Source organism: Alkalihalobacillus phoenicis (genome assembly GCF_047302405.1).
GTDB lineage: Bacteria > Bacillota > Bacilli > Bacillales > Bacillaceae_D > Alkalihalobacillus.
Map to the genome: position 1 here is coordinate 885,147 of NZ_CP154853.1, position 22,734 is coordinate 907,880.

General features: G+C 38.0%; 24 protein-coding genes, 1 pseudogene and 1 riboswitch. Of the genes and pseudogenes, 22 read left to right on the forward strand and 3 right to left on the reverse strand.

What is annotated here, in order from left to right:
• The first annotated feature begins 121 nt into the window (after nucleotides 1–121).
• A riboswitch (glycine riboswitch) is annotated at nucleotides 122–211 on the forward strand.
• Nucleotides 212–522: 311 nt separating this feature from the next.
• From gcvT to gcvPB, 3 genes are read left to right on the forward strand one after another with little or no spacing between them, the layout of a single operon-like run.
• The gene (gene gcvT, locus AA0017_RS04075) at nucleotides 523–1,623 is read left to right on the forward strand and encodes a glycine cleavage system aminomethyltransferase GcvT (protein WP_413379766.1); all 1,101 of its coding nucleotides are present in this window, start codon (nucleotides 523–525) and stop codon (nucleotides 1,621–1,623) included.
• Between the two features lie 13 nt (nucleotides 1,624–1,636).
• Nucleotides 1,637–2,980: an aminomethyl-transferring glycine dehydrogenase subunit GcvPA gene (gene gcvPA / locus AA0017_RS04080; RefSeq protein ID WP_413379768.1), complete on the forward strand. Its 1,344-nt coding sequence runs from the start codon at nucleotides 1,637–1,639 to the stop codon at nucleotides 2,978–2,980.
• Nucleotides 2,977–4,440, forward strand: coding sequence for an aminomethyl-transferring glycine dehydrogenase subunit GcvPB (gene gcvPB / locus AA0017_RS04085; RefSeq protein ID WP_413379770.1), 1,464 nt, complete (start codon nucleotides 2,977–2,979; stop codon nucleotides 4,438–4,440). The genes gcvPA and gcvPB overlap by 4 nt, the downstream gene beginning before the upstream one ends.
• Nucleotides 4,441–4,766: 326 nt before the next feature.
• Here gcvPB and AA0017_RS04090 read toward each other — a convergent pair whose 3' ends face one another.
• Nucleotides 4,767–5,147, reverse strand: a complete 381-nt coding sequence (locus tag AA0017_RS04090) for a rhodanese-like domain-containing protein (protein WP_413379772.1) — start codon at nucleotides 5,145–5,147, stop codon at nucleotides 4,767–4,769.
• Between the two features lie 177 nt (nucleotides 5,148–5,324).
• On the opposite strand from AA0017_RS04090, the gene AA0017_RS04095 reads away from it, so the two are divergent.
• Nucleotides 5,325–6,161, forward strand: coding sequence for a biotin/lipoate A/B protein ligase family protein (locus AA0017_RS04095; protein WP_413382381.1), 837 nt, complete (start codon nucleotides 5,325–5,327; stop codon nucleotides 6,159–6,161).
• Nucleotides 6,162–6,657: 496 nt separating this feature from the next.
• Here AA0017_RS04095 and dat read toward each other — a convergent pair whose 3' ends face one another.
• Nucleotides 6,658–7,488 (reverse strand): D-amino-acid transaminase, encoded by an 831-nt coding sequence (dat, locus tag AA0017_RS04100; RefSeq protein ID WP_413379773.1) that lies wholly within the window; start codon nucleotides 7,486–7,488, stop codon nucleotides 6,658–6,660.
• Between the two features lie 185 nt (nucleotides 7,489–7,673).
• Here dat and splB point away from each other — a divergent pair, with 185 nt between their 5' ends.
• The 3 genes from splB to AA0017_RS04115 all read left to right on the forward strand — a co-directional run bounded on the left by splB (nucleotide 7,674) and on the right by AA0017_RS04115 (nucleotide 10,386).
• Nucleotides 7,674–8,702 (forward strand): spore photoproduct lyase, encoded by a 1,029-nt coding sequence (gene splB / locus AA0017_RS04105; RefSeq protein WP_413379775.1) that lies wholly within the window; start codon nucleotides 7,674–7,676, stop codon nucleotides 8,700–8,702.
• A gap of 224 nt (nucleotides 8,703–8,926) precedes the next feature.
• On the forward strand, nucleotides 8,927–9,352 hold the full coding sequence (mntR, locus tag AA0017_RS04110) for a transcriptional regulator MntR (RefSeq protein WP_413379777.1): 426 nt from the start codon (nucleotides 8,927–8,929) through the stop codon (nucleotides 9,350–9,352).
• 137 nt (nucleotides 9,353–9,489) lie between these two features.
• Nucleotides 9,490–10,386 carry a patatin-like phospholipase family protein gene (locus AA0017_RS04115; protein WP_413379779.1) on the forward strand — a complete coding sequence of 299 codons (897 nt, stop codon included), beginning with the start codon at nucleotides 9,490–9,492 and terminating at the stop codon, nucleotides 10,384–10,386.
• A gap of 59 nt (nucleotides 10,387–10,445) precedes the next feature.
• Here the strand turns inward: AA0017_RS04115 and AA0017_RS04120 are convergent, their stop codons facing one another.
• Nucleotides 10,446–11,087 (reverse strand): SA1362 family protein, encoded by a 642-nt coding sequence (locus AA0017_RS04120; RefSeq protein WP_413379781.1) that lies wholly within the window; start codon nucleotides 11,085–11,087, stop codon nucleotides 10,446–10,448.
• A 367-nt stretch (nucleotides 11,088–11,454) separates the two neighbouring features.
• Between AA0017_RS04120 and AA0017_RS04125 the strand changes: the two genes are divergently transcribed.
• From AA0017_RS04125 to accB, 15 genes and pseudogenes are all read left to right on the forward strand, one after another.
• On the forward strand, nucleotides 11,455–11,937 hold the full coding sequence (locus AA0017_RS04125; protein WP_413379783.1) for a YqhR family membrane protein: 483 nt from the start codon (nucleotides 11,455–11,457) through the stop codon (nucleotides 11,935–11,937).
• 138 nt (nucleotides 11,938–12,075) lie between these two features.
• The gene (gene aroQ / locus AA0017_RS04130) at nucleotides 12,076–12,516 is read left to right on the forward strand and encodes a type II 3-dehydroquinate dehydratase (RefSeq protein WP_413379785.1); all 441 of its coding nucleotides are present in this window, start codon (nucleotides 12,076–12,078) and stop codon (nucleotides 12,514–12,516) included.
• Nucleotides 12,513–13,580, forward strand: coding sequence for a M24 family metallopeptidase (locus tag AA0017_RS04135; RefSeq protein WP_413379786.1), 1,068 nt, complete (start codon nucleotides 12,513–12,515; stop codon nucleotides 13,578–13,580). Before aroQ ends, AA0017_RS04135 begins: the two co-directional genes overlap by 4 nt.
• A 190-nt stretch (nucleotides 13,581–13,770) precedes the next feature.
• Entirely contained in the window at nucleotides 13,771–14,328 is a 558-nt protein-coding gene (gene efp / locus AA0017_RS04140; protein ID WP_413379788.1) for an elongation factor P, read from the forward strand.
• Between the two features lie 813 nt (nucleotides 14,329–15,141).
• On the forward strand, nucleotides 15,142–15,423 hold the full coding sequence (locus tag AA0017_RS04145) for a YqhV family protein (RefSeq protein WP_413379790.1): 282 nt from the start codon (nucleotides 15,142–15,144) through the stop codon (nucleotides 15,421–15,423).
• Between the two features lie 11 nt (nucleotides 15,424–15,434).
• Nucleotides 15,435–16,367 (forward strand): stage III sporulation protein AA, encoded by a 933-nt coding sequence (spoIIIAA, locus tag AA0017_RS04150; protein ID WP_413379792.1) that lies wholly within the window; start codon nucleotides 15,435–15,437, stop codon nucleotides 16,365–16,367.
• Nucleotides 16,364–16,877 (forward strand): annotated as a pseudogene (spoIIIAB, locus tag AA0017_RS04155) (stage III sporulation protein SpoIIIAB). The gene spoIIIAA and the pseudogene spoIIIAB overlap by 4 nt, the downstream one beginning before the upstream one ends.
• 63 nt (nucleotides 16,878–16,940) lie before the next feature.
• Nucleotides 16,941–17,144 carry a stage III sporulation protein AC gene (gene spoIIIAC / locus AA0017_RS04160; protein WP_003321384.1) on the forward strand — a complete coding sequence of 68 codons (204 nt, stop codon included), beginning with the start codon at nucleotides 16,941–16,943 and terminating at the stop codon, nucleotides 17,142–17,144.
• Nucleotides 17,145–17,150: 6 nt separating this feature from the next.
• Nucleotides 17,151–17,549 carry a stage III sporulation protein AD gene (gene spoIIIAD / locus AA0017_RS04165; RefSeq protein WP_413379794.1) on the forward strand — a complete coding sequence of 133 codons (399 nt, stop codon included), beginning with the start codon at nucleotides 17,151–17,153 and terminating at the stop codon, nucleotides 17,547–17,549.
• Between the two features lie 37 nt (nucleotides 17,550–17,586).
• A complete protein-coding gene (spoIIIAE, locus tag AA0017_RS04170) occupies nucleotides 17,587–18,789 on the forward strand; it encodes a stage III sporulation protein AE (protein WP_413379796.1) in 1,203 nt (400 codons plus the stop codon).
• Between the two features lie 17 nt (nucleotides 18,790–18,806).
• Nucleotides 18,807–19,469, forward strand: coding sequence for a stage III sporulation protein AF (gene spoIIIAF, locus AA0017_RS04175; protein ID WP_413379797.1), 663 nt, complete (start codon nucleotides 18,807–18,809; stop codon nucleotides 19,467–19,469).
• Nucleotides 19,462–20,145 (forward strand): stage III sporulation protein AG, encoded by a 684-nt coding sequence (spoIIIAG, locus tag AA0017_RS04180; RefSeq protein WP_413379799.1) that lies wholly within the window; start codon nucleotides 19,462–19,464, stop codon nucleotides 20,143–20,145. The genes spoIIIAF and spoIIIAG overlap by 8 nt, the downstream gene beginning before the upstream one ends.
• The gene (locus AA0017_RS04185; RefSeq protein ID WP_413379801.1) at nucleotides 20,145–20,831 is read left to right on the forward strand and encodes a SpoIIIAH-like family protein; all 687 of its coding nucleotides are present in this window, start codon (nucleotides 20,145–20,147) and stop codon (nucleotides 20,829–20,831) included. Before spoIIIAG ends, AA0017_RS04185 begins: the two co-directional genes overlap by 1 nt.
• A gap of 796 nt (nucleotides 20,832–21,627) precedes the next feature.
• Nucleotides 21,628–22,002: a hypothetical protein gene (locus AA0017_RS04190; protein ID WP_413379803.1), complete on the forward strand. Its 375-nt coding sequence runs from the start codon at nucleotides 21,628–21,630 to the stop codon at nucleotides 22,000–22,002.
• Nucleotides 22,003–22,231: 229 nt separating this feature from the next.
• A complete protein-coding gene (gene accB / locus AA0017_RS04195) occupies nucleotides 22,232–22,717 on the forward strand; it encodes an acetyl-CoA carboxylase biotin carboxyl carrier protein (RefSeq protein ID WP_413379805.1) in 486 nt (161 codons plus the stop codon).
• The last annotated feature ends 17 nt before the right edge of the window (nucleotides 22,718–22,734 follow it).

Genomic DNA, 22,734 nt, shown 5'->3' on the forward strand with positions numbered 1-22,734 from the left:
TTGGTTCTATCAACATATGTATTTAGTATGTTCAAATTTTGGAATTTAATGCTCTTGTAAAGATTGTTCATTAAAGACTAAAATGAAAGAAAATTTTTAAAAGATAATTTAATATAGGCGGATGAAAATAAGGGGAGAGACTGCTGATGCAGCGCCGAAGGAGCAAGCTTTAAGGAGTGAATCTCTCAGGCAAAAAGACTCTTATTTGACGCAACTCTGGAGAGAGCTTAATGATTTATTAAGCCACCCACGAAGACAATTTTTCTTTGCCTAAACCTTTAGGAGAGGAAAAGTGAAACTTTCTGGTTCAAGGACAGGGACTTACATCTTGATGGTGTATTTCCCTGTCCTTTTTTACGTAAAAAACCCTTTTCTATTGGGTATGGAAAGTTTTAAGAACGAAATATTCTTCCTTTTCATTAAAGGTTTGAAATGTGTATTAATACGCTTTTTTACTTTATGATTTGGATGGAAAATGATGAGTTGAAAGAAGAATTAGGAAAAAACATTAGGAGGAAAATCATGTCTGAATTATTCAAAACGCCTTTGTTTGAAGCTTATAGCAAATACGGGGCCAAAACGATTGATTTTGGTGGATGGGATTTACCGGTTCAATTTTCTTCAATTAAGGAAGAACATGAAGCGGTTCGCACTCAAGCAGGATTATTTGATGTTTCTCATATGGGGGAAGTACTTGTAAAAGGTCCACAAGCATTAGCTTATATTCAATCACTCGTAACAAATGATGTGTCTGTTATAGTTGATGGTCAAGCACAATATACAGCCATGTGTTACGAAGACGGTGGAACAGTGGATGATTTACTTGTTTACCGTAAAAGTGATGTTGAGTTTTTACTCGTCATTAATGCTTCCAATATCGAAAAGGATATTGCTTGGATGGAGGAGCATTTAATTGAAGGGGTCGAATTAAAAAATCTTTCGGAACAATTGTCTTTAATTGCCTTACAAGGACCTAATGCGGAAGTCATTTTACAAAAAGTCGTTAATGAGGACGTTCAGACACTGAAGCCATTCCATTTTTATGATCAAGTCCAAATTGCAGCAGGAAAAGCTTTAATCTCTCGTACTGGTTACACAGGAGAAGATGGATTTGAAATTTATTGTGCTAATGAAGACGCCATCGCGATTTGGGAACTTTTATTAACAGAAGGTGAAGCTGAAGGACTTGTTCCGTGTGGTCTAGGTGCACGTGATACGCTTCGTTTTGAGGCTAAACTGGCTCTATATGGTCAAGAATTAACACGTGATATTTCCCCACTTGAAGCAGGAGTTGGTTTCGCTGTAAAAGTGCAAAAACAAGCGAATTTTATTGGGAAAGAAGCTTTGACCAAGCAAAAAGAAGAAGGTCTTACCCGCAAATTAGTAGGAATTGAAATGATAGATAAAGGAATTCCGCGTACAGATTATCAAGTTTTTGCTGGTGAGAAAGAAATTGGTTTTGTGACAACAGGAACACAATCACCGACCTTAAAAAAGAATGTTGGATTAGCACTACTTGACATTGACTACACGCAATTAGATACAGAAGTTGAGGTTCAAGTTCGTAAAAAGCGTCTAAAAGCAAAAGTGGTTAAAACGCCATTTTATAGAAGAAAGAAATAGGGGGAGCGTTTCTATGAATAATCGTTATTTACCGATGACTGAAACAGACAAACAAGCCATGCTCGAAGCAATTGGTGTGGATTCTATTGAAGAATTATTTTCCGATATCCCAGAATCGATTCGTTTTAAAGGGCAATTAAATGTACCTGAGTCTTTACGTGAGCAAGAGCTTTTAAAGTATTTTAATGGTTTAGCAAATAAAAACGTCTCGATTAAGGAAAAAGTTTCATTCCTTGGAGCAGGCGTGTACGAGCATTATATTCCTTCGATTGTCGACCATGTTATTTCTCGTTCTGAATTTTATACAGCTTACACACCATATCAGCCGGAAATTTCACAAGGGGAATTACAAGCCATTTTTGAATTCCAAACGATGATTTGTGAATTAACGGGAATGGATATCGCGAACTCTTCTATGTACGATGGTCCAACTGCACTTGCTGAAGCAGCGATGATGAGTGCCGGTCATACGAAAAACAAAACGATTTTAGTATCTAAGGCAGTTCATCCTGAAGCTCGTGCTGTGATTCAAACGAATGCAAAAGGCCAACGCCTAAATGTCATCGAAATTGACTTAAAAGATGGGGTAACAGATTTAGATCAAATTAGAGAACATTATAATGATGATACAGCGTGTGTAGTTGTACAATATCCGAACTTCTTTGGTCACCTTGAGCCACTTGCAGAAATTGAGCAAATTGCTCATGAGAAAAAAGCGATGATGGTTGTTTCTAGTAATCCACTTTCTTTAGGATTATTAAAACCACCAGGTCATTTTGGGGCTGACATTGTAGTTGGGGATGCTCAACCATTTGGGATTGCGACTCAATTTGGCGGACCTCATTGTGGTTATTTTGCTGTAACAAAAAAGCTCATGAGAAAATTGCCTGGTCGTTTAGTTGGCCAAACAAAAGATGAGAATGGTCAACGCGGTTTTGTGTTGACATTACAAGCACGTGAGCAACATATTCGTCGTGAAAAAGCGACATCAAATATTTGTTCCAACCAAGCATTAAATGCGTTAGCTGCTGCCGTTGCGATGACAGCGATTGGTAAAAAAGGTGTTAAAGAAATGGCTTATCAAAATGTACAAAAGGCCGGTTATGCTAAAGCGAAATTGAAAGAAAATGGCGTAACGATTGTCCATGACCAGCCTGTATTTAATGAGTTTATTATTCAATTAAACGCTCCTGTTGCTGAGGTAAATCAAAAATTATTAGAACGCGGCATTATTGGTGGATATGATTTAAGCCAGTACTACCCAGAGCTTGAAAATTGTATGCTTGTAACGGTTACAGAAATTCGCACAAAAGAAGAAATCAATCAATTTGCTAAAGAAGTGGGGGCGTTACAATGAGTCAACCTAAAGATCAAGCGCTCATTTTTGAACTAAGTAAAGAAGACCGTGTTGGACATAGCTTACCAATTTTAGATATTGACGAAATTAATATGACAGACCTTTTACCTGATGGTTTTGTACGCCAAGAAGAAGCCGAATTACCTGAGGTTTCTGAACTGCAAATTATGCGTCATTATACCGCATTATCGAAACGTAATCATGGTGTTGACAGTGGTTTTTACCCGTTAGGTTCTTGTACAATGAAGTATAATCCAAAAATTAATGAAGATGTTGCACGTATTGATGGGTTAGCAAATGTGCACCCATATCAACCAGTTGAACAAGTTCAAGGTTCACTCGAAATGCTTTATGAGCTACAAACAGCTTTAGCGGATATTACCGGTATGGATGAAGTAACTTTACAACCAGCTGCAGGTGCTCACGGAGAATGGACCGGATTAATGATGATTCGTGCGTATCATGAGGCGAATGGTGACTTCAATCGTACAAAAGTAATTGTTCCAGACTCCGCTCATGGAACAAACCCAGCTTCTGCGACGGTTGCAGGGTTTGATTCTGTCACAGTAAACACAGATGAAAATGGCTTAGTTGATTTAGAACATTTACGTTCAGTCGTCGGAACTGACACTGCAGCTTTAATGTTGACTAACCCAAATACACTTGGTTTATTTGAGTCGTACATTGTCGAGATGGCGGAAATCGTTCACAGTGCGGGTGGAAAACTTTATTATGATGGAGCAAACTCCAATGCGATTCTTGGAATCACTCGTCCAGGGGATATGGGATTCGATGTCGTTCATTTAAACTTACACAAAACATTCACTGGCCCTCACGGTGGTGGTGGTCCTGGTTCTGGTCCAGTTGGGGTGAAAGAGGATTTAATTCCATACTTACCAAAACCCATTATTGTTAAAACCGAACACGGTTATGATTTGGATTACAACCGTCCAGACTCAATCGGACGTGTAAAACCTTACTACGGAAACTACGGAATTAATGTTCGTGCTTATACGTATATTCGCACAATGGGACCTGAAGGCTTACGTCAAGTATCTGAATTTGCAGTCTTAAATGCGAATTATATGATGCGCCGTCTTGCCCCACATTTTGACTTACCATATGAGCAACATTGTAAACATGAGTTTGTCTTATCTGGTCGCCGTCAAAAGAAACTAGGCGTTCGTACGTTAGATATTGCTAAACGTCTACTTGATTTCGGGTATCATCCACCAACGATCTACTTCCCATTAAATGTAGAAGAGTGTATGATGATTGAACCAACAGAAACAGAGTCTAAAGAAACGTTAGACGAGTTTATCGAAGCAATGATTCAAATTGCCAAGGAAACTGAGGAAAATCCAGAAGTCGTACAAGAAGCTCCTCACCATACTGTCATCAGTCGGTTAGATGAGACATTGGCTGCAAGAAAACCGATTTTACGTTATCAAAAAGCGTAAAAATAATGTAACAAAAACCACTCATTTTGAATTTGGGTGGTTTTTTTAGTTTAATGGAAAAATGACTTGAGAATGGGTGATAGGTAATGAAACTTGTGATTTGGTCAGATTAGGGTACGAAAAAGTTGTGATAGGTAATGAAACTTGTGATTTGCTAGATTAAGGTACGAAAAACCGAGGATAAGTAATGAAGTTTGCAAATGAACAAAATTAGAGTACGAATAACTGATTTTTGGAAATGAAACCCAAGCAAAAAAGCTCTCCCCTGTTAACCAAATAACTTTGGGAAAGCTTTTTACTGATTTTTAAGAATGATTGTACTTACATTATTTCTTTTTAATTTTGCCTGTCCATTTTTTGAAACCGCCTTTAAGGTGGTTAATGTCTTCCGCTTTACGTTTTTTTCTAAGAATTTGAGCAGCTTGTCTACTTCTAGCCCCTGATTGGCAATATAGGTAAACGGCTTGATCAGGGCGAATTTCATTTATGCGTTGACGTAGCTGAGATAATGGGATATTTCTTGAACCTAAAATATGGCCCCCATCAAATTCACGCGGCTCACGAACATCTATTAATTGGGCTTTACGATATCCTTTAATAAATTCCTCTTGAGTTAACGTTTTCAAATATTTGGGTGTGTAAAAGCGGCGGAAAAGGAAATACGTGATTAATGCAACAAGCAAAATAATCCAGAGGTAATCAAACAAATTAAGAACACTCCTTTAGGTAAATCAATATGTCTGTATTAAATTATAAGGCTCGTCACCGAAATAAGCAATTGTATTATTGATTGTTTAACAAAATAATCAATACTTGCGTTTAGCTTGGCTCCGTTCAATTGCTTTGTTAAACTAGAAGAGACAAAAGTGGAGAAAGAAGCGATGATCATGAAGGAAAATTGGCGATTTATTAATTCAGGGAAATGTTCACCGGCTTATAATATGGCTTTAGATGAAGCACTATTAGAATGGCATAGTAAAGGTTTGATTCCACCGACGATTCGGTTTTACGGTTGGAATCCAGCGACACTATCAATAGGGTATTTTCAAAAAGTGGAAAAAGAGATTAATATGGATGCGGTTAAAGAATATGGTTATGGTTTTGTACGAAGACCAACGGGTGGACGTGGCGTTTTACATGATAAAGAACTTACATACAGTGTAATTGTTTCAGAGGGGCATCCGGAAATGCCTCCAACTGTAACAGAAGCTTATCGAGTGATATCGGAAGGGATTTTAGAAGGATTTAGAACCGTTGGCTTGGATGCTTATTTTGCGGTACCACGAACAGACGAAGAAAAAGAGGCATTAAAAAATCCACGATCGGCTGTATGTTTTGATGCCCCTTCTTGGTATGAATTAGTTGTTGAAGGTCGTAAAGTGGCTGGAAGTGCTCAAACTCGTCAAAAGGGAGTTATCTTGCAGCATGGTTCAATTATTTTAGATATTGATGAAGATAAACTCTTTGATTTGTTTAAATACTCTAGTGACCGATTACGAGAGAGGATGCAACGTAATTTTAAAAACAAAGCAGTTGCGATTAATACCTTACGTGAGGAAGCTCTTACGATTGAAGAAGCAGTGGATGCATTTAAGGTAGGGTTTGAAAAAGGTTTAAATATCCATTTGGAAGAATATACGTTATCGGAAGAAGAAGAAGCGTATGTTAACCGAATCGCGAAAGAGCGATATGAAGCAGATGAGTGGAATTTTCGAAAATAAGTAAGGATGTCAAATAGATAAATAAAAGTTAAGTAACGAGCTTATAGTAAATAGGCTCGTTTTTTTAGGAGCTTAATTGAAATACAGGAATGTCTGATGAAGCCAATGAGAGTGAATGGTGCGGTTACTTAAAAACGGTCTACTCGTTAAAATATGGTTACATTAGTTAGTTTACTCCGCGAGCTGAATACTCTACGCGTTCCGCGGGTGAATCGGGAGCCTCCTCACGGCGATCCGCTGCGGGGTCTCCCGTATTTCACTTATCCCGCAGGAGTCTCCGGGCATCCCGCTCGCTCCGTTTTGGTAAAAAAACTAGCTAAAGCCATAATGGTTTATTTAATGAATAACCTAATGGTTTGAGATTCTTCCTAGTTAAAGGTAGAGAGTGTAACTTTTTCAGCGGCCTCGTGACTGGTTCAAATAGAAAAAAGTGGAGCATAACAAAAAACACAAGGGCACTTCTAGCCGCTTGTGTTTTTTTAATGTTAACGTTTTATTATTTTCCTTGTTCAAATGCTTCTTGAAGTTGTCTTGTAATGGGTCCTACTTCTAATGAAGCTTCGACTTGGCCTTTAAATTGTTTAATGGGTGTAACTTCTGATGTTGTACTAGTAATAAAAGCTTCATCAGCATGTTCAATGACGTCTTTTGGGAAAGCTTCTTCAATGACTTCATAACCTAACTCTTTTGCGTTTTGAATCACGACTTGTCTCGTAATGCCATTTAAGATTAGGTTTGTTGCAGGGTGCGTATATAAGATATTGTCTTTGATTAAAAATAAATTTGATGAGGAGCCTTCTGTCATCATCCCATCACGGTGCATAACGGCTTCATGGCAATCGTGATCCGCGGCTTCTCGTTTTGCCATTATATTTCCTAAAAGATTAATCGTTTTAATGTCACAACGTAACCAGCGAATATCATCGGTTACCCACACGTCAATTCCATTTTTAAGCAGTTCTTTTTTAGCCGGCATTTCTTGAGAGTAGCCTGTAATTACCGCTGTTTCAGAACGGTTATATAAATGGTTGCGTTGACTTATGCCGCGTGTCATTTGCACATAGACGATGCCGTCTTCTAATTGATTTTTTTCGATTAATTGCTCTAATAATGATTCTAATTGAGCCATTGTCATTGGCAATGGCATGTCGAGTTTTTTGGCACTTGCAGCAAATCTGTCTAAGTGCATCGTCATTGTAAAAGGTTTTCTGTCATAAATGCGGATCACTTCATAAATCCCATCTCCAAAGTGATAACCACGATCATTTCGATCAATTTTGGCTTCTTCTGCTAATACTAGTTGTCCATTGTCAATTACATATTCCATTTTCATTACCTCCAACCATTTACTCTTCATAATCAGAACATTCCCGAAAAAAAAAGTCAAATGATTTTCCTCGAATCGTCGTAATTAACCAAAAATCATGAAATCGTTCATAGGAAACAAGACTTACTAAATTAAGGAATAGTGAACATGTTGGAAATGTGCATCCTAATAAAAAAAGGAGGCAGATGATGAAACCATTTACGCCGCAGCTTGTTTATATTGAACCACAAGCATTAGAATATCCACTTGCCCGAACTTTAAAAGATAAATTCGAAAAAATGGGCATTGAAATTAGAACGACAACCTCGCACAATCAAGTTCGTAATATCCCTGGCGAAACAGAACTACAACAGTATCGAAATGCGAAATCAACTCTTGTGATTGGAATAAGAAAGACGTTGAAATTCGATACGTCAAAACCGTCGGCTGAATACGCCATTCCTTTGGCAACTGGGTGTATGGGTCATTGTCATTATTGCTATTTACAAACGACTTTAGGAAATAAACCTTACATTCGAACTTATGTAAATTTAGAAGATATTTTTGATGCAGCTGGTGCTTATATTAAGGAGCGGGCACCCGAAATAACGAGATTTGAGGCTGCCTGTACATCTGATATTGTTGGAATTGACCATCTGACTCATTCATTGAAAAAAACGATTGAGTATATGGGGGAGCAGGAATATGGACGTTTGCGGTTTGTAACCAAATTTCATCATGTGGATCATTTGTTAGATGCCAAACATAATGGACATACACGTTTTCGATTTAGTGTAAATTCTGATTATGTGATCAAAAAATTTGAACCAGGTACTTCGTCTTTTTTAGAAAGAATCGAGGCAGCGGGGAAGGTGGCTAAAGCCGATTATCCATTAGGGTTTATTATTGCTCCTCTTTATATATACGATGGTTGGGAAAAGGGGTATCTAGAGCTTTTTGAAAGGCTTGACGCTGAGCTTCCTTTTTATGCGAGGAAGGATTTAACGTTTGAATTAATTCAGCACCGGTTTACAAAAACAGCGAAAAATATTATTCAGAAAAGATATCCAAAATCGAAGCTTGAAATGAATGAAGAGGAAAGAAAATATAAATGGGGGAAATATGGGAGAGGGAAATATGTCTATCAAACAGAGGCAGCGAATGATTTGAAGGAAAAAATTCAAAGCTATATCGATCAATTTTTCCCTGAATCCAAGATCGAATATTTTACATGAGTTTTGAGGGGGAATTTGTATTTTAGGATATTTTCTATCAAACCGATAAATGATTATGAATATCCGTTGTCGTAAATGGATGGTTTGTAGTAGAATAGAGAAGATGTTTGTTTAGATGGACGGGGAAATCAGTTATTTGTAGCTGTTACAATCATTAAAATGGACCATATAATAAAAGAACTGATTTCAGATTTACGTGGGCTTTGAATATTGGAGGGGACCCTATGCCAACACCTAGTATGGAAGATTATTTAGAAAGAATTTATTTATTGATTGAGGAGAAAGGATATGCTCGAGTATCTGATATCGCAGAGGCATTGGAGGTTCATCCTTCATCTGTAACGAAAATGGTACAAAAATTAGATAAGAGTGATTATTTAGTATATGAACGTTATCGTGGCCTAATTTTAACCGCTAAAGGGAAAAAGATTGGCAAAAGGCTTGTTTATCGTCATGAACTTTTAGAGGATTTTCTGAAATTGATTGGTGTTAATGAAAAAGTCATTTATCAGGATGTTGAAGGAATTGAACATCATCTTAGCTGGGATGCGATTGATCGAATTGGCGACCTTGTCCAATTTTTCCAAGAAGATAAAGAACGGCTCGTCCAGCTTCAAGAAATTCAAAAGAAAAATGAAGATGAGAATTAACCCCCTTGGTGGGGTTTTTATTTTGTTTTAAAGGAAGAAACAAACTGTTTGTAGAACACATAACTATCTGGGAGATTCATTTTTTATTATCAACTTCTTTAAAATCGCTCATAGGCTAATAATGAGGAGGGCGGATGATGAAAATTGATGGTGTTTTTGCTGGTGGTGGTGTAAAAGCTTTTTCTTTTGTTGGAGCTCTTCAAGTGATGGAAGAAAAATCAATGGAATTTGAACGTGTAGCAGGAACGAGTGCGGGTGCAATTGTAGCTGCTTTAATAAAAGCCGGTTATACAAGTGAGGAATTGTTTGAAATTTTAGATACTTTAAATATAGAAGTCTTTAAAGATGAGAGACTGTCTTGGCTTCCATTTACGGTTGCCAAATGGCTTCACATGTATTTTAAATTAGGACTTTATAAAGGAGATGAATTGGAGGCTTGGCTCAGAACGGCTTTAGAGGCAAAGGGAGTTTCGACTTTTGCTGATTTACCAAAAGACTCCATTAAAATTGTCGCTTCTGATTTAACGAGAGGGAGAATTTTAGTTTTGCCGGATGATTTACCACAGTTTGGAATATTACCTGAAAAATTTTCAGTAGCGAGAGCGGTTCGCATGAGCTGTAGCATTCCATTCTTTTTTGAACCTGTTAAATTATATGATCGGAGAAATCGTGGTCATTTTTCCTATATTGTGGATGGAGGATTGTTAAGCAATTTTCCTCTTTGGCTTTTTGTTGATAAAAAAACGAAAAAAAAGCGCAGGCCTGTTATCGGGTTTAAATTAACCCCAAACATCAACCAAATACCTCCTAATGAAATCAAAAATGCATTAGGAATGTATAAAGCATTATTTGAAACGATGACTAATGCTCATGACACAAGATATATTGAAGCTGAAGAGGCGAAAGATATTATTTTTATTCCGATTAATCAAGATATCAAGGCGACGAATTTTTCCATATCAGAGGAAGAAAAAGAAGAGCTTGTTCAATTAGGGCGCCAAAAAACAACGAAATTTTTACAAAAATGGTCTTAGTTAAATGCATCAAGCTTAAATACAAAAACCGACTGAGCTGTCTCAGTCGGTTTTTGTATTTAAAATAAGGCTCGATTTTTCTTTTTATTTTTTTTTCCTTCAATGACAGTAAGATTATGTTCCCTTTTTCGGTTAGCTGTTGACTTCGTTGTTTTTTTCTTAATAGGAGTAATCGTTGAATTTGTGGTTGGGCGTCCACTATTTCTAAAGGAAGATTTTGGGGCACCATTTTTTTGAACCGTACTAGTTCTTTTCGCTTTTTGAAGCTGTTTCCTTGTCGGTCCTTGTTTTTTAGGAAGAAAGGATGTGCCGTAACGTCGCATCATAAACAAACGATAAACAAGGAAAATGCCGCCAATAAAAAGAGCGATAAAAAGCAAGGTGCTTAATAAACCAAGAGGATTTGTCACAATTTGATGACTAAGGCCGATGACTGCAAGAACAATAATGATAGGGACCGCAATTTGTAAAGCACGGTGCATTTTTTGTTCACCTCCATTTATGTTATAAAGCGGAGCCTGTTGGTCAGAAGCGAGAAAAAATACAGGGCGGCTGTTGAAGACGCTTTTTGTCTTCATAAAGACGACCGATTTTTCTCGAGCTTCTAACGGACGTAGCTGGATTAAATATAAAGCGGAGCCTGTTTGGGCAGAAGCGAGAACATCAAGGATCAACGCTAAGTTCGCGCCATCCTGCCGCAACGCCTTGTACCCACGTCCTGTGGGCAAGGGGCGGACGCTTTTTGTCTTCATAAGGACGACCGATTTTTCTCGAGCTTCTAACAGGCGTAGCTAGATTAAATATGTTATCAGTTTACCATAAGCATAACCTGACATACGTAATAATTCTATATAATATAAACTTACCCATTAATTTCTCCAAATAAACAGATTCGTTCTAAACAAATCGGTCTTATTTTAGACTGGTTCATTCAGGCTTTATATAAAAGATATTCGACATATAAAAAGATTATCCTTTTATCTACGTAGTTGTGAAATATTTTCTTTAGGAAAATTATTGCATGAGAAAAAAAGACTTCTGGATATACTAAAAGTTGAGGTGAGTAGAATGGCTAAAAAGCAGTTAGAACAAAATGAACAAGAAAAACAAATGTCGTTTAATACTAAAGTAGTTGTTATCGGTTTATTTGGGGGACTGATCTGGGCTAGCATTTGGTATTTCTCCTTCTTTTTTAATTTTATTCGAGTCGGTCCAGCCTTGATATTAATGCCTTGGGCTTTAGCTGATTGGAAGGATACATACATCGGACAGCTAGTCGGAATTGTCGTTATTATGATTCTTTCCATTGGGATTGCCTTCTTTTATAAAGTAACGTTACAGCGTATGAAATCATTATGGGCAGGAGTTGGTTTTGGAGTTTTATTATGGGTTCTGCTCTTTTATATTCTTAATCCATTATTCCCAGGGTTAAAGACTGTTCAAAATTTAGATTCAAATACGATCGTCACTTCTCTTTGTCTATTTGCTCTTTACGGACTCTTTATCGGGTATTCGATTTCTTATGAATTTGCTGAACAAAAAAGAGGGTAATTCCTGATGAAATGGACAATTAGGCAGCGTGAATTCTTTAATTATGAATAGTGTCAATTTTTCGTGATATTGCGTTATAGAGCCGTTTATTATGATACAATAATAAAGATTGTACATAGTTAAAAGGCGGTGAATCTTTTGAGAACTTATCTAGTCTTAAATGGCCCAAATTTAAATCGACTTGGTTTAAGAGAGCCTGGTGTATATGGACACGCGACATTAATTGATTTGGAACAGCAGTTAGAAGCGAAGGCTCAAAAACTAGGCTGTCAGCTCATTTTTAAACAATCCAACCATGAAGGACAAATCATCGATTGGATTCATGAATATGCAGAGGTCGTAAATGGGTTAATTATTAACCCTGGTGCTTTTACCCATTATAGCTATGCAATTCGAGATGCGATTGCCTCTGTAAGTTACCCAACGATTGAGGTTCATATTTCGAATGTGCATGCTAGAGAAGCGTTCCGACATCACTCAGTGACAGCACCCGTTACCACAGGGCAAATTGTTGGATTAGGTTTTAAAGGGTATCATTTAGCCTTAATCGCTCTATTGGAAGGGGAAAATGAATCATGAAACGAATTGAAGCCTTAAGAGGCAAATTAGCTGAAAATCAAATTGATGCGTTAGTCATAGCAAGTGGAGTGAATCGTCGTTATATGACGGGGTTTAGTGGTTCAGCTGGAATTGCCTTAATTTCTGAAAAACAAGCCGTTTTTATTACAGATTTTCGTTATGTTGAGCAAGCAAAGGAACAAGCAAAAGGCTTTGAAATTGTTCAACATACAGGACCGATCACAGAAGAATTAGCGAAACAAATAGAACGAATCGGTGCTAAGTCTGTTGGTTTTGAGAAAGCACATGTGACTTATTCTTCATTTGAAGCTTATAAAGCAGCGATTTCATCAGCCAAGTTAGTTCCGGTTGGCGGAATTGTGGAATCATTACGTATGTTTAAAGATGAAGAAGAAATCAAAATTATGAAGGAAGCGGCTCAAATTGCGGATGCGGCTTTTGAACATATTTTGACGTATATTAAACCAGGTGTGAAGGAAATCGACGTGTCGAATGAATTAGAATTCTTTATGAGAAAACAGGGAGCCATCAGCTCTTCCTTTGATATTATCGTTGCCTCAGGTCACCGTTCTGCTCTGCCGCACGGAGTTGCAAGTGAAAAAGTCATTGAAATTGGAGAACTTGTTACCCTAGATTACGGTGCTTATTATAAAGGCTACTGTTCCGATATCACGAGAACACTTGCTATCGGTGAAATCAGTGATGAGCTTCGTCAAATTTATGAGACTGTTTTTCAAGCTCAGAAATTGGGGATGGAGGGTATCAAAGCAGGGATTACAGGGATTGAAGGTGACGCTCTAACACGCGATTATATTAAAGAACAAGGTTACGGGGAGTACTTTGGACATTCAACTGGACATGGTTTAGGAATGGAAGTACATGAAGGGCCTGGACTTTCGTTTAAATCAGATATCGTACTTGAGCCAGGTATGGTCGTAACGGTAGAACCAGGTATTTACATTCCAAATGTCGGTGGGACAAGAATTGAAGATGATATCTTGATTACAAAGGACGGAAATGAATCCTTTACGTCTTCACCAAAAGAGCTAATCACCCTTGGATAAAATGGCCGCATTAGTAGGTAAAGGAGAAGTTCTTTTCTTTATAGATAAAAAGGATTAAACACTAGTGTTAAAGAAAAGTGTGACGAGATTTCTTTATTATAAAAAAGAAGATTCTTCACGAAAGCTATGGTATAGTATTGATTGTGACTTTGCTCTGCGTATAGGCAGAGGGAAAGATGGAGGAATTTAAATGATTTCAGTAAATGATTTTAAAACAGGTTTAACAATTGAAGTAGACAATGGGATTTGGCAAGTAATGGAATTCCAACATGTAAAACCAGGTAAAGGTGCGGCATTTGTTCGATCCAAGCTTCGTAATCTTCGTACAGGTTCTGTTCAAGAGAAAACATTCCGTGCCGGTGAAAAAGTGTCAAAAGCTCATATCGAAAACCGTCGTATGGCTTACCTTTATGCAAGTGGAGATACACATACATTTATGGATAACCAATCTTATGAGCAATTAGAGCTTCAAACAGCTCAAATTGAACACGAGCTGAAATTTTTAAAAGAAAACATGGAAGTTCAAATCATGAGCTACCAAGGCGAAACGCTTGGGGTTGAAGTCCCAAATACGGTTGAATTAGAAGTAACGGAAACAGAGCCAGGAATTAAAGGGGATACAGCTTCAGGTGGAACAAAACCTGCAACATTAGAAACGGGTTTAATTGTTCAAGTTCCATTTTTTATTAACCAAGGTGATGTTCTTCTTATCGACACACGTAGCTCAAGTTACGTATCTCGTGCATAATAACCATTTTTGAAATAAGGCTTTTCCAAAAGTTATTTATAGCTTTTGGGAGCCTTTTTTTGTTTTGTACGGTCATATAAATACAGCGAGAAAAGTACAAACCCGAACTCAAACCACAGCGTATCCTCCAGATAGAGATTATGAAGGAGGCAGGTAAAAGGAATCATAGGAGCTCAATGATTGCCTTTCCCTTAAAAAATGGGGGCTATCGGAATCATAGGAGTTCAATGATTGCCTTTGCCCTTAAAAAGTGAGTGCTATTGGAATCATAGGAGCTCAATGATTGCCTTTCCCTTAAAAAATGGGGGCTATCGGAATCATAGGAGTTCAATGATTGCCTTTGCCCCTAAAAAGTGAGGGCTATCGGGTTCATAGGAGTTCAATAATTGCCTTTGCGCTTAAAAAATGGGGGCTATCGGGTTCATAGGAGCTCAATGATTGCCTTTGCCCTTTAAAAAGTGCAGGCTTCCGCATTCATTGCGGCTCTTTGATTCAATAAGTATTTTTACACCATTATCCTCTCCCATTACGTTCCCAATTTTAACTTATATACACCCACCCTCTAAGTAAAACAATCTTATATGACCTTCTCTAATTCTTTCAGCGAATATGTTCTGAACTCGTCCTTTCTTACATAACTTTGTATAAAGCCAATTGCTGTTAATAGAAAAGAAGTTTGGACATTCCGCAAGGTCGAAAAAGGACGGAGCAAGGGAGTCATGATCGTCACTAATTAATTACCCCCGTTGTTCTTGTCGGTTCAATCGACTTTTGAAAGGATCTTGTTCTTCTTCTAGTACTTGAGGTGAAAGAATGAAATCGTGGTTTGTTTCGATTGAACTAGCATTAATTATTATGGTAGGTTTTCGCGTTTTATCTGGCTTGATAGAAATAGGTGCAGCCATGTTAATGCTTAAGCTTAATTCTATTGAAAAAGCGATAGGAGTAAATGCGGTTTTAGCTATTATTGGACCGACGATTTTTATTTTATCGGTTGTCGTAGGATTAGTTGGCATGTCCGATAAACTATCTTTTTCGAAATTTTTATTTATTGGGGCGGGTGTCATGTTAATTCTAATTGGCATTCGCAAATAGGAGGATACCCAATGAAACCAGAAATTATGGCTGTTTTGCCAGAATCGATTAGAACGTTAATTAAGAGTATGCCATCTACTTTAATCGATAAAGTGGAAGAGATTCGAGTCAGGGTGGGAAGGCCATTAGAAGTAATTGCAGAGGGACGCCCTTTTTATCCGGAAAATGACAACCATATGTATCGGATTCGTCCAGAGGATGGGCAATTTATTTTGAATCAATTGAGCCATTATTCCTTCTATGCTTTTGAAGAAGAATTAAAGAGGGGTTATATTACCATCCGCGGAGGACACCGTGTTGGTTTAAGTGGCAAGGTTATTCTCGAAAACGGACAAGTCAAAACACTAAAGGAAATTAGCTCTTATAATATCCGAGTGGCGAGGCAAACGATTGGAGTAGCCGATAAGCTCGTTTCGCAAATTTTTGAAAAAGAGTGGTTGAATACATTAATCATTGGACCACCGCAAACGGGGAAAACCACGCTTTTACGTGATATAGCCAGGCTGATTAGTGAAGGCGATCGGAAAAAAGGAATTCAGCCATTAAAAGTAGGCATTGTGGATGAGCGTTCAGAAATTGCCGCCTCTGTAAAAGGAGTACCTCAGCATCGTTTAGGGGACCGTGTGGATGTTTTAGATGGTTGTCCAAAAGTCGAAGGGATGATGATGCTCATCCGTACGATGAGTCCGGATGTCATTATCGTCGATGAGATTGGGCGAGAAGAAGACCGAATTGCTATTGAAGAAGCGATGTATGCCGGAGTTAAAGTGATTACGACGGCACATGGGCATTCGGTTCATGATTTAAAGCGGAGACCAGCTTTAAAAGGTCTAATTGAACTTGGGGTATTTGAACGCTTTATTGAATTAACGAAATCAACAAAACCTGGGGTCATCCGCAAAGTCGAACGTTTTCATTGGCAAGAAGGGAGAGGCATAAGGTGAAGTTGTTAGGTGCTGTTCTCATTTTGTTAACGACTACTTTTGTTGGGTTTGAATATGCGAGGCGGCTAAGTGAGCGACCAAGACAGATTAGACAGCTCATGTCAGCGATGCAATCGTTAGAAGCAGAAATGCTCTATGGGTTAACCCCCCTTTCTGAAGCTTGTTCAAATATTGCCAAACAAATTCCGAATCCAATCTCTTCTTTTTATGAAGCCTTTGCCAATAAACTTTTGGCAAAGGAGGACTCAGCCTACTTAGCCTGGGAACAGAGCTTGGATGAGATTTGGCCCAATACTGCTTTATTAGAAACGGAGAAGGAAATCATGAAACAATTTGGAGCGACACTTGGGCAACAAGAATCATGAACAGCAAAAAAAACAAATTCAATTAGTGCTAACCCACTTAAAACGAGAAGAGTTAGAAGCACGAGATAAACAAGCAAAGTATGAAAAGATGATTAAGAGTTTAGGTTTTTTAAGTGGGGTTTTAGTTGTCATCGTTCTTATTTAAATACTTGAATTGGAACATTAAAATGGGTCTCAATTAGGTCGTTTTAGTAAAGGAGAGATAAAGGTGTATGATGTAAACACCATTTTTCAAATCGCAGGGATAGGGATTGTGGTTGCCATGATTCACACAGTTCTCAAACAGATGGGAAAAGAAGACTGGGCCCATTGGGTTACGCTAATTGGCTTTGTTGTAGTTTTATATATGGTAGCGACGATTGTCGATGATTTATTTCAAAAAATTAGAGGGGTCTTCTTGTTCCAAGGATAGGAGGAGATGACAATTGACATTATTCAAATTGTTGGGCTAGGACTTATTGCAACCTTCCTAGCCCTCGTTGTAAAAGAACAAAAGCCCCAATTTGCCTTTTTATTGACAGTCTTTGTTGGGGTATTTATCTTCCTGTTTCTTATAGATGAAATTGCAAAAGTGATTCAAATGCTACAAAGCATTGCAGAGCAAGCAAGTATGAACATGATTTATTTACAAACAATCTTAAAAATTATTGGAATTGCTTATATTGCTGAATTCGGGGCGCAAATTGCAAAAGATGCCGGACAAGCTGCCATAGCATCTAAGATTGAATTGGCGGGTAAAGTGCTAATTTTAGTCATGGCGATCCCGATTTTAACGGCGGTTATTGAAATGGTCATTTCCTTTTTGCCGACTGCCTAAAGGGAAGTAAACTTTAAAGAAGGAAGGGGGGAATGACATGAGAGCCCGGCTATTTTTTCTTATTTTGGTGATGACTCTTGCTGCTTTTTCGCTCTCACCCGACTATGTCAAAGCCGAGCAAAATCAGAAGCAAGAACAAGTACCTTTTGATGAGCAAGGTTTTGTGGAACAGCAATTACAACGTTTGAACTTAGATGAGATTGTTCAGTACTGGGAACAAATATCGAACGAATACGGTGGATATTTACCAGAGAGTCAAAAAGGCTCCTTATTTGATTTTTTAACGGGTGAAAAGCAATTTTCTTTTAAGGAATGGGGATTAGGACTTGTTCGATTTTTATTTCATGAACTAATCGTAAGTGGGAAGTTACTTGGTAGCTTAATATTATTAACGATATTTTGTATGATTTTGCAATCGCTACAAAATGCTTTTGAGCAACATACGATTAGTAAAGTGGCCTATTCGATTACGTATCTAGTCTTAATGATTATTGCTTTAAATAGTTTTCGCTTAGCAATTGATTATGCGGAATATGCGGTTAGCAATATGACGAATTTTATGGTCGCGATGCTGCCGTTATTACTTGCTTTAATGGCCTCAATTGGAAACATTACATCTGCTGCTATGTTTCATCCATTAATCATCTTTTTAGTTCATACGAGTGGTTTACTTATTCAGTATGTGGTTTTTCCTTTGCTGTTTTTATCAACGGTCTTAAATATTGTAAGTACATTAACAGACCATTACAAAGTGACAAAATTAGCCGGTTTATTAAGAACTATTGCGGTCGGGGCATTAGGAGTTTTTCTAACCGTCTTTTTAGGAGTGATTTCCGTACAAGGGGCGTCCACCGCGGTATCTGATGGGTTAACGGTACGTACGGCCAAATTTATTGCCGGTAATTTTGTTCCTGTTGTCGGTCGAATGTTTACGGATGCAGCGGATACGGTTTTAAGTGCTTCTCTGTTATTAAAAAATACAGTTGGTATTGCCGGATTAGCGATTTTGTTAATTCTCTGTGCTTTCCCTGCCTTAAAAGTGTTAGGACTAGCCTTCATTTTCAATTTCTCTTCAGCGGTTTTACAACCATTAGGAGGCGGTCCGATTATTGAGTGTTTATCGATTATTGGCAAATCAATTATCTATGTTTTTGCTGCTTTAGCTATCGTCTGTTTAATGTTCTTTTTGGCCATTACGATCATGATATCAGCTAGTAATTTATCATTTATGATTCGGTAATGGGAGGAGGGGATCTCGTGTCATTTATTATCGAGTGGCTGACAAATATTATTTTGTTAATTTTACTTGCGACGATATTAGAGTTAATTTTACCAAAGAATGCCTTGCAAAAATATGTGAAAATGGTCGTTGGTTTATTACTTTTAATTGTTTTATTGCAGCCCTTATTTTCAATTTTTACTCAAGATTTTGACGAATGGCTTTTTACAATTGCTTCTGAAAGTGAATTTCAGGAAAAATCCATAGAAGAATCTATAAATTTGCAAAAAAAAGAAATAGAGTTGGGACAATCTGCATATATTTCAGAACAGATGGCTTTCCTTTTAACAGAACAAGTAGATGCACACTTGGAACAGTCCTACTCATTAAAGATTTCAGAAATTGAGTTTGAGTTGAAAGAGAATCATCTCATGGACCGGCTCCCTACTGTGGACGATATTGCTTTTATAAGAGCACATATTGACCATATAGTAGACGCGGAGTCTGGTGAACTCCCAGAAGTAAAGGAGGTCGCGTTAGTCAAAATTGATACGAGCACCCCGCTTGACCTAGAGAAAGATTTGGAAGAAGCGGAGGACCCAATACTAGAAGATGTTAAAGAGGATCTCGCTAAAAGCTGGGAAGTTCCAAAAGAAACTCTTTCAGTCGTTTGGAAAGGAGGGGCGAGCGAATTTGAGTGAGAAGGAAAAAAAGGATAATCAATGGTTGAAGAAGCTTTTTCAACCACCATCCCAGGATAAGAAGAAAAAAATTCCCTTACACTATGTGCTACTTCTAGGCTGTGTTGGATTGATGTTAATGGTATTAGCGAATATGGTCATTTCTGATGATGAAAATGACTTAAGTTCTGGACCAAGCGAGCCGGTATATAGTGACCCACCCAGAGAGAATGATGAAGAAACAGAAGAAGCATTTGGAAAAACGACTGAAGATCCAAACTCGATGCAAGATTATGAAAACCGTTATGAAAATCAATTAAAAGAAATTTTGAACCAAATTGCCGGTGTAAGTAATACCGATGTTATGATTACTTTCGCTGAGTCTGAGAAAAGCATTTTTGAAAGAAATCGAAATCAGAAACAACAAAATACAAAAGAAGTAGATCGTGAAGGGGGAACAAGAGAGGTAGAAGACTTCACAGAGGACGAACAAGTAGTCATCGTTCGAACGGGAGATACCGAAGAGCCTATATTAGTAAAAACAGAAAAACCGAGCGTTAGTGGGGTACTCGTTGTCGCAAGGGGGGTAGAAAATGCTCAAGTGAAAAGCTATGTAGTGGAAGCTGTGAGCCGAGTGTTAGACGTCCCGACACACCGAGTGTCCGTAATGCCGAAAAAAATAGAGGAGGATGAATAATGGTACTAAAAAAACAAACGGTATGGTTATTAACAATGTTAAGTTTGATCGTTGTCTTATCCGTCTATTATATTTTACCAGGAGCAAATGGTGGTGATCTAGCAGCGGTTGACACAGAGGAAATGGGTAGCATGGAAAACGATGATAAACAGGCTGAGGAATCAGATAAAGAAGAAGGTGATGAAGCAGACGGTGACAAGGCAGATGGTGACGAAGAAGCACCAGCAGAAGGAGCAAATGACGCAGACCAGCAAGATAGTGTCGTAAATGTTAACGAAGTGTTTGAAGAAGCTGAAGAAGGAGCAGAAATGGAAGGCACGGTAGCTAACCCAGAAACTGCTGATGTATTCGCAATGCACAAATTGTCTTTAATAGAATCACGTCATCGTGCAGAAGAAGAGAATAATAACGTAGTAAGTGCACCAGAATCAAGTCCATCTGAAGTTTCTCTTGCGATGGATAAAACTAAAGAACTCCAGCAACTAGCTCAACTAGAGGAAGAGCTAGAAAGAGCGATTCAAATTGACGGAGGATATGAGAATGTCTTAGTCCTCATGTCAGATGGAGCTGTTGAAATTCATGTTCAAGCAGAGGAATTAACAAAAGAAGATTCGGTAAAAATTATGGATATCGCTGGTGAAAAGGTTGGCAGAAATGTAGAAGTTGCCGTTAATTATACGAAATAATAAAGAGTGAGACTGTCACTCGGGGCACCTGATAAGAAAAAAGGATGAGAAGGTTAATAAACCTTTTATCCTTTTTTTCGCTTGTTGGCAAGTTGGAGAGATGCTTGGATTTTCTGATCTAAAAAGTCAGAACGAACGGATACGACGTGGAATGTGAAAAAAAAGAGAGAGCCGCGTCGTAAGCAAGCGGATACGACGTGGAATGTGAAAAAAAGAGAGAGAGCTGCGTCGTAAGCAAGCGGATACGACGTGGAATGTGAAAAAAAGAGAGAGAGCCGAGTCGTAAGCAAGTGGATACGACGTGGAATGTGAAAAAAAGAGAGAGAGCTGCGTCGTAAGCAAGTGGATACGACGTGGAATGTGAAAAAAAGAGAGAGAGCTGCGTCGTAAGCAAGTGGATACGACGTGGAATGTGAAAAAAAGAGAGAGAGCCGAGTCGTAAATAAGTGGATACGACGTGGAATGTGAAAAAAAGAGAGAGAGCTGCGTCGTAAGCAAGCAGATACGACGTGGAATGTGGAAAAAAAGAGAGAGCCGTACCGTAAACAAGTAGATACAACGTGGAATGTAGAAAAAAGAGAGGAGGTCGCGTCAGAACAAAGCTAGATGCATTATTCCGACCGCGAATGGGAACTTATAGTTGGAGGGTTGAAGCATTTAAAGCGTCAAGAATCAATTCTTTCGTCAAACCTGTTAACGAAAGCCTTTTCTCAGCGTTTCATCAATTAATGTGCATTGCCTGTTCGGACATGGTATAATACGACAATGTATCTTAAGTTTATGAGGAGCGATTATGATGGAATGGACTGATTTAACAGAGGGAGCAAAGGCTGTTCTGGAGCAAACGAGAAATTTAAAAAATGATAATATCCAAATTGTTGAATTTGAAATTGGATTTGAACAGCATTTTGAAGCAAATGATGGAGACTCTTATACCGTTTCCATTCAAGAAGAAGATTATCAAAATTTAAAAAAATATACGCTTGAAAATAGTTATGATGAACGATATCATATGGCAAGAAATAAAGACATTGTGAAGATTATCCTTTTAGAAGATGGGAAGATTCCTGATAACTTATCTGAGTTTCCTATTTTCCGTCAGTATAAAAAAGAGGCTTTAGTAAAAGCGGAAGCTGAAAGCGCTGTTGAAGTTCAAGAAGAAACAGAATAACCTAGTTCATTCTACGAAAAATAAACTCGTGTAGAAAATGATCAAATAAAAAATTCGCTCCATTATTTACATAATGGAGGTTTTTTTGCTAGGAGAGCGAATAAGTACATTAAAGTAAGGAAATAGTTTTTAACGAAACGATATATCGGAAAAATAACTTGTGGTATAATATGCGATGTACTTCTATTATGAGGTACTAATTACATCGTTTTCAAAGGAGCGTACATATATGTTATCTGTAAAAGAAATTAAAGAATTGATTAAAGCAGTCAATGAATCTGGTTTAGAGGAATTTAATTATGAGGAAGAAGGCACGAAGCTCCACTTAAAAAAACCTTCTAATGGACAGGTGGCTCAAATGAACTCATTTGTACCCGCTGTTTCGCATGAACTAAAAGAGACGGTTGAAGCAAATGTTACGGATACAGTGGAAGTATCAGAACATGTAAAGAGTGCTGTGAGTAAAGAAGAGAATCTGCATACAATCACTTCTCCGATGGTCGGAACTTTTTATACCGCCCCTTCACCTGACTCACCGGTTTATGTAGAAGCTGGAGATCAAGTGACTGAGGATACGGTTGTTTGTATCGTAGAAGCGATGAAACTGATGAATGAAATTGAAGCAGAAGTAAAAGGAAAAGTCGTTGAAGTTTTAGCGGAAAATGGTGAACTTGTAGAGTTTGGTCAACCATTATTTGTCGTAGCACCAAGATAATAGTAGGAGAGTGTAAT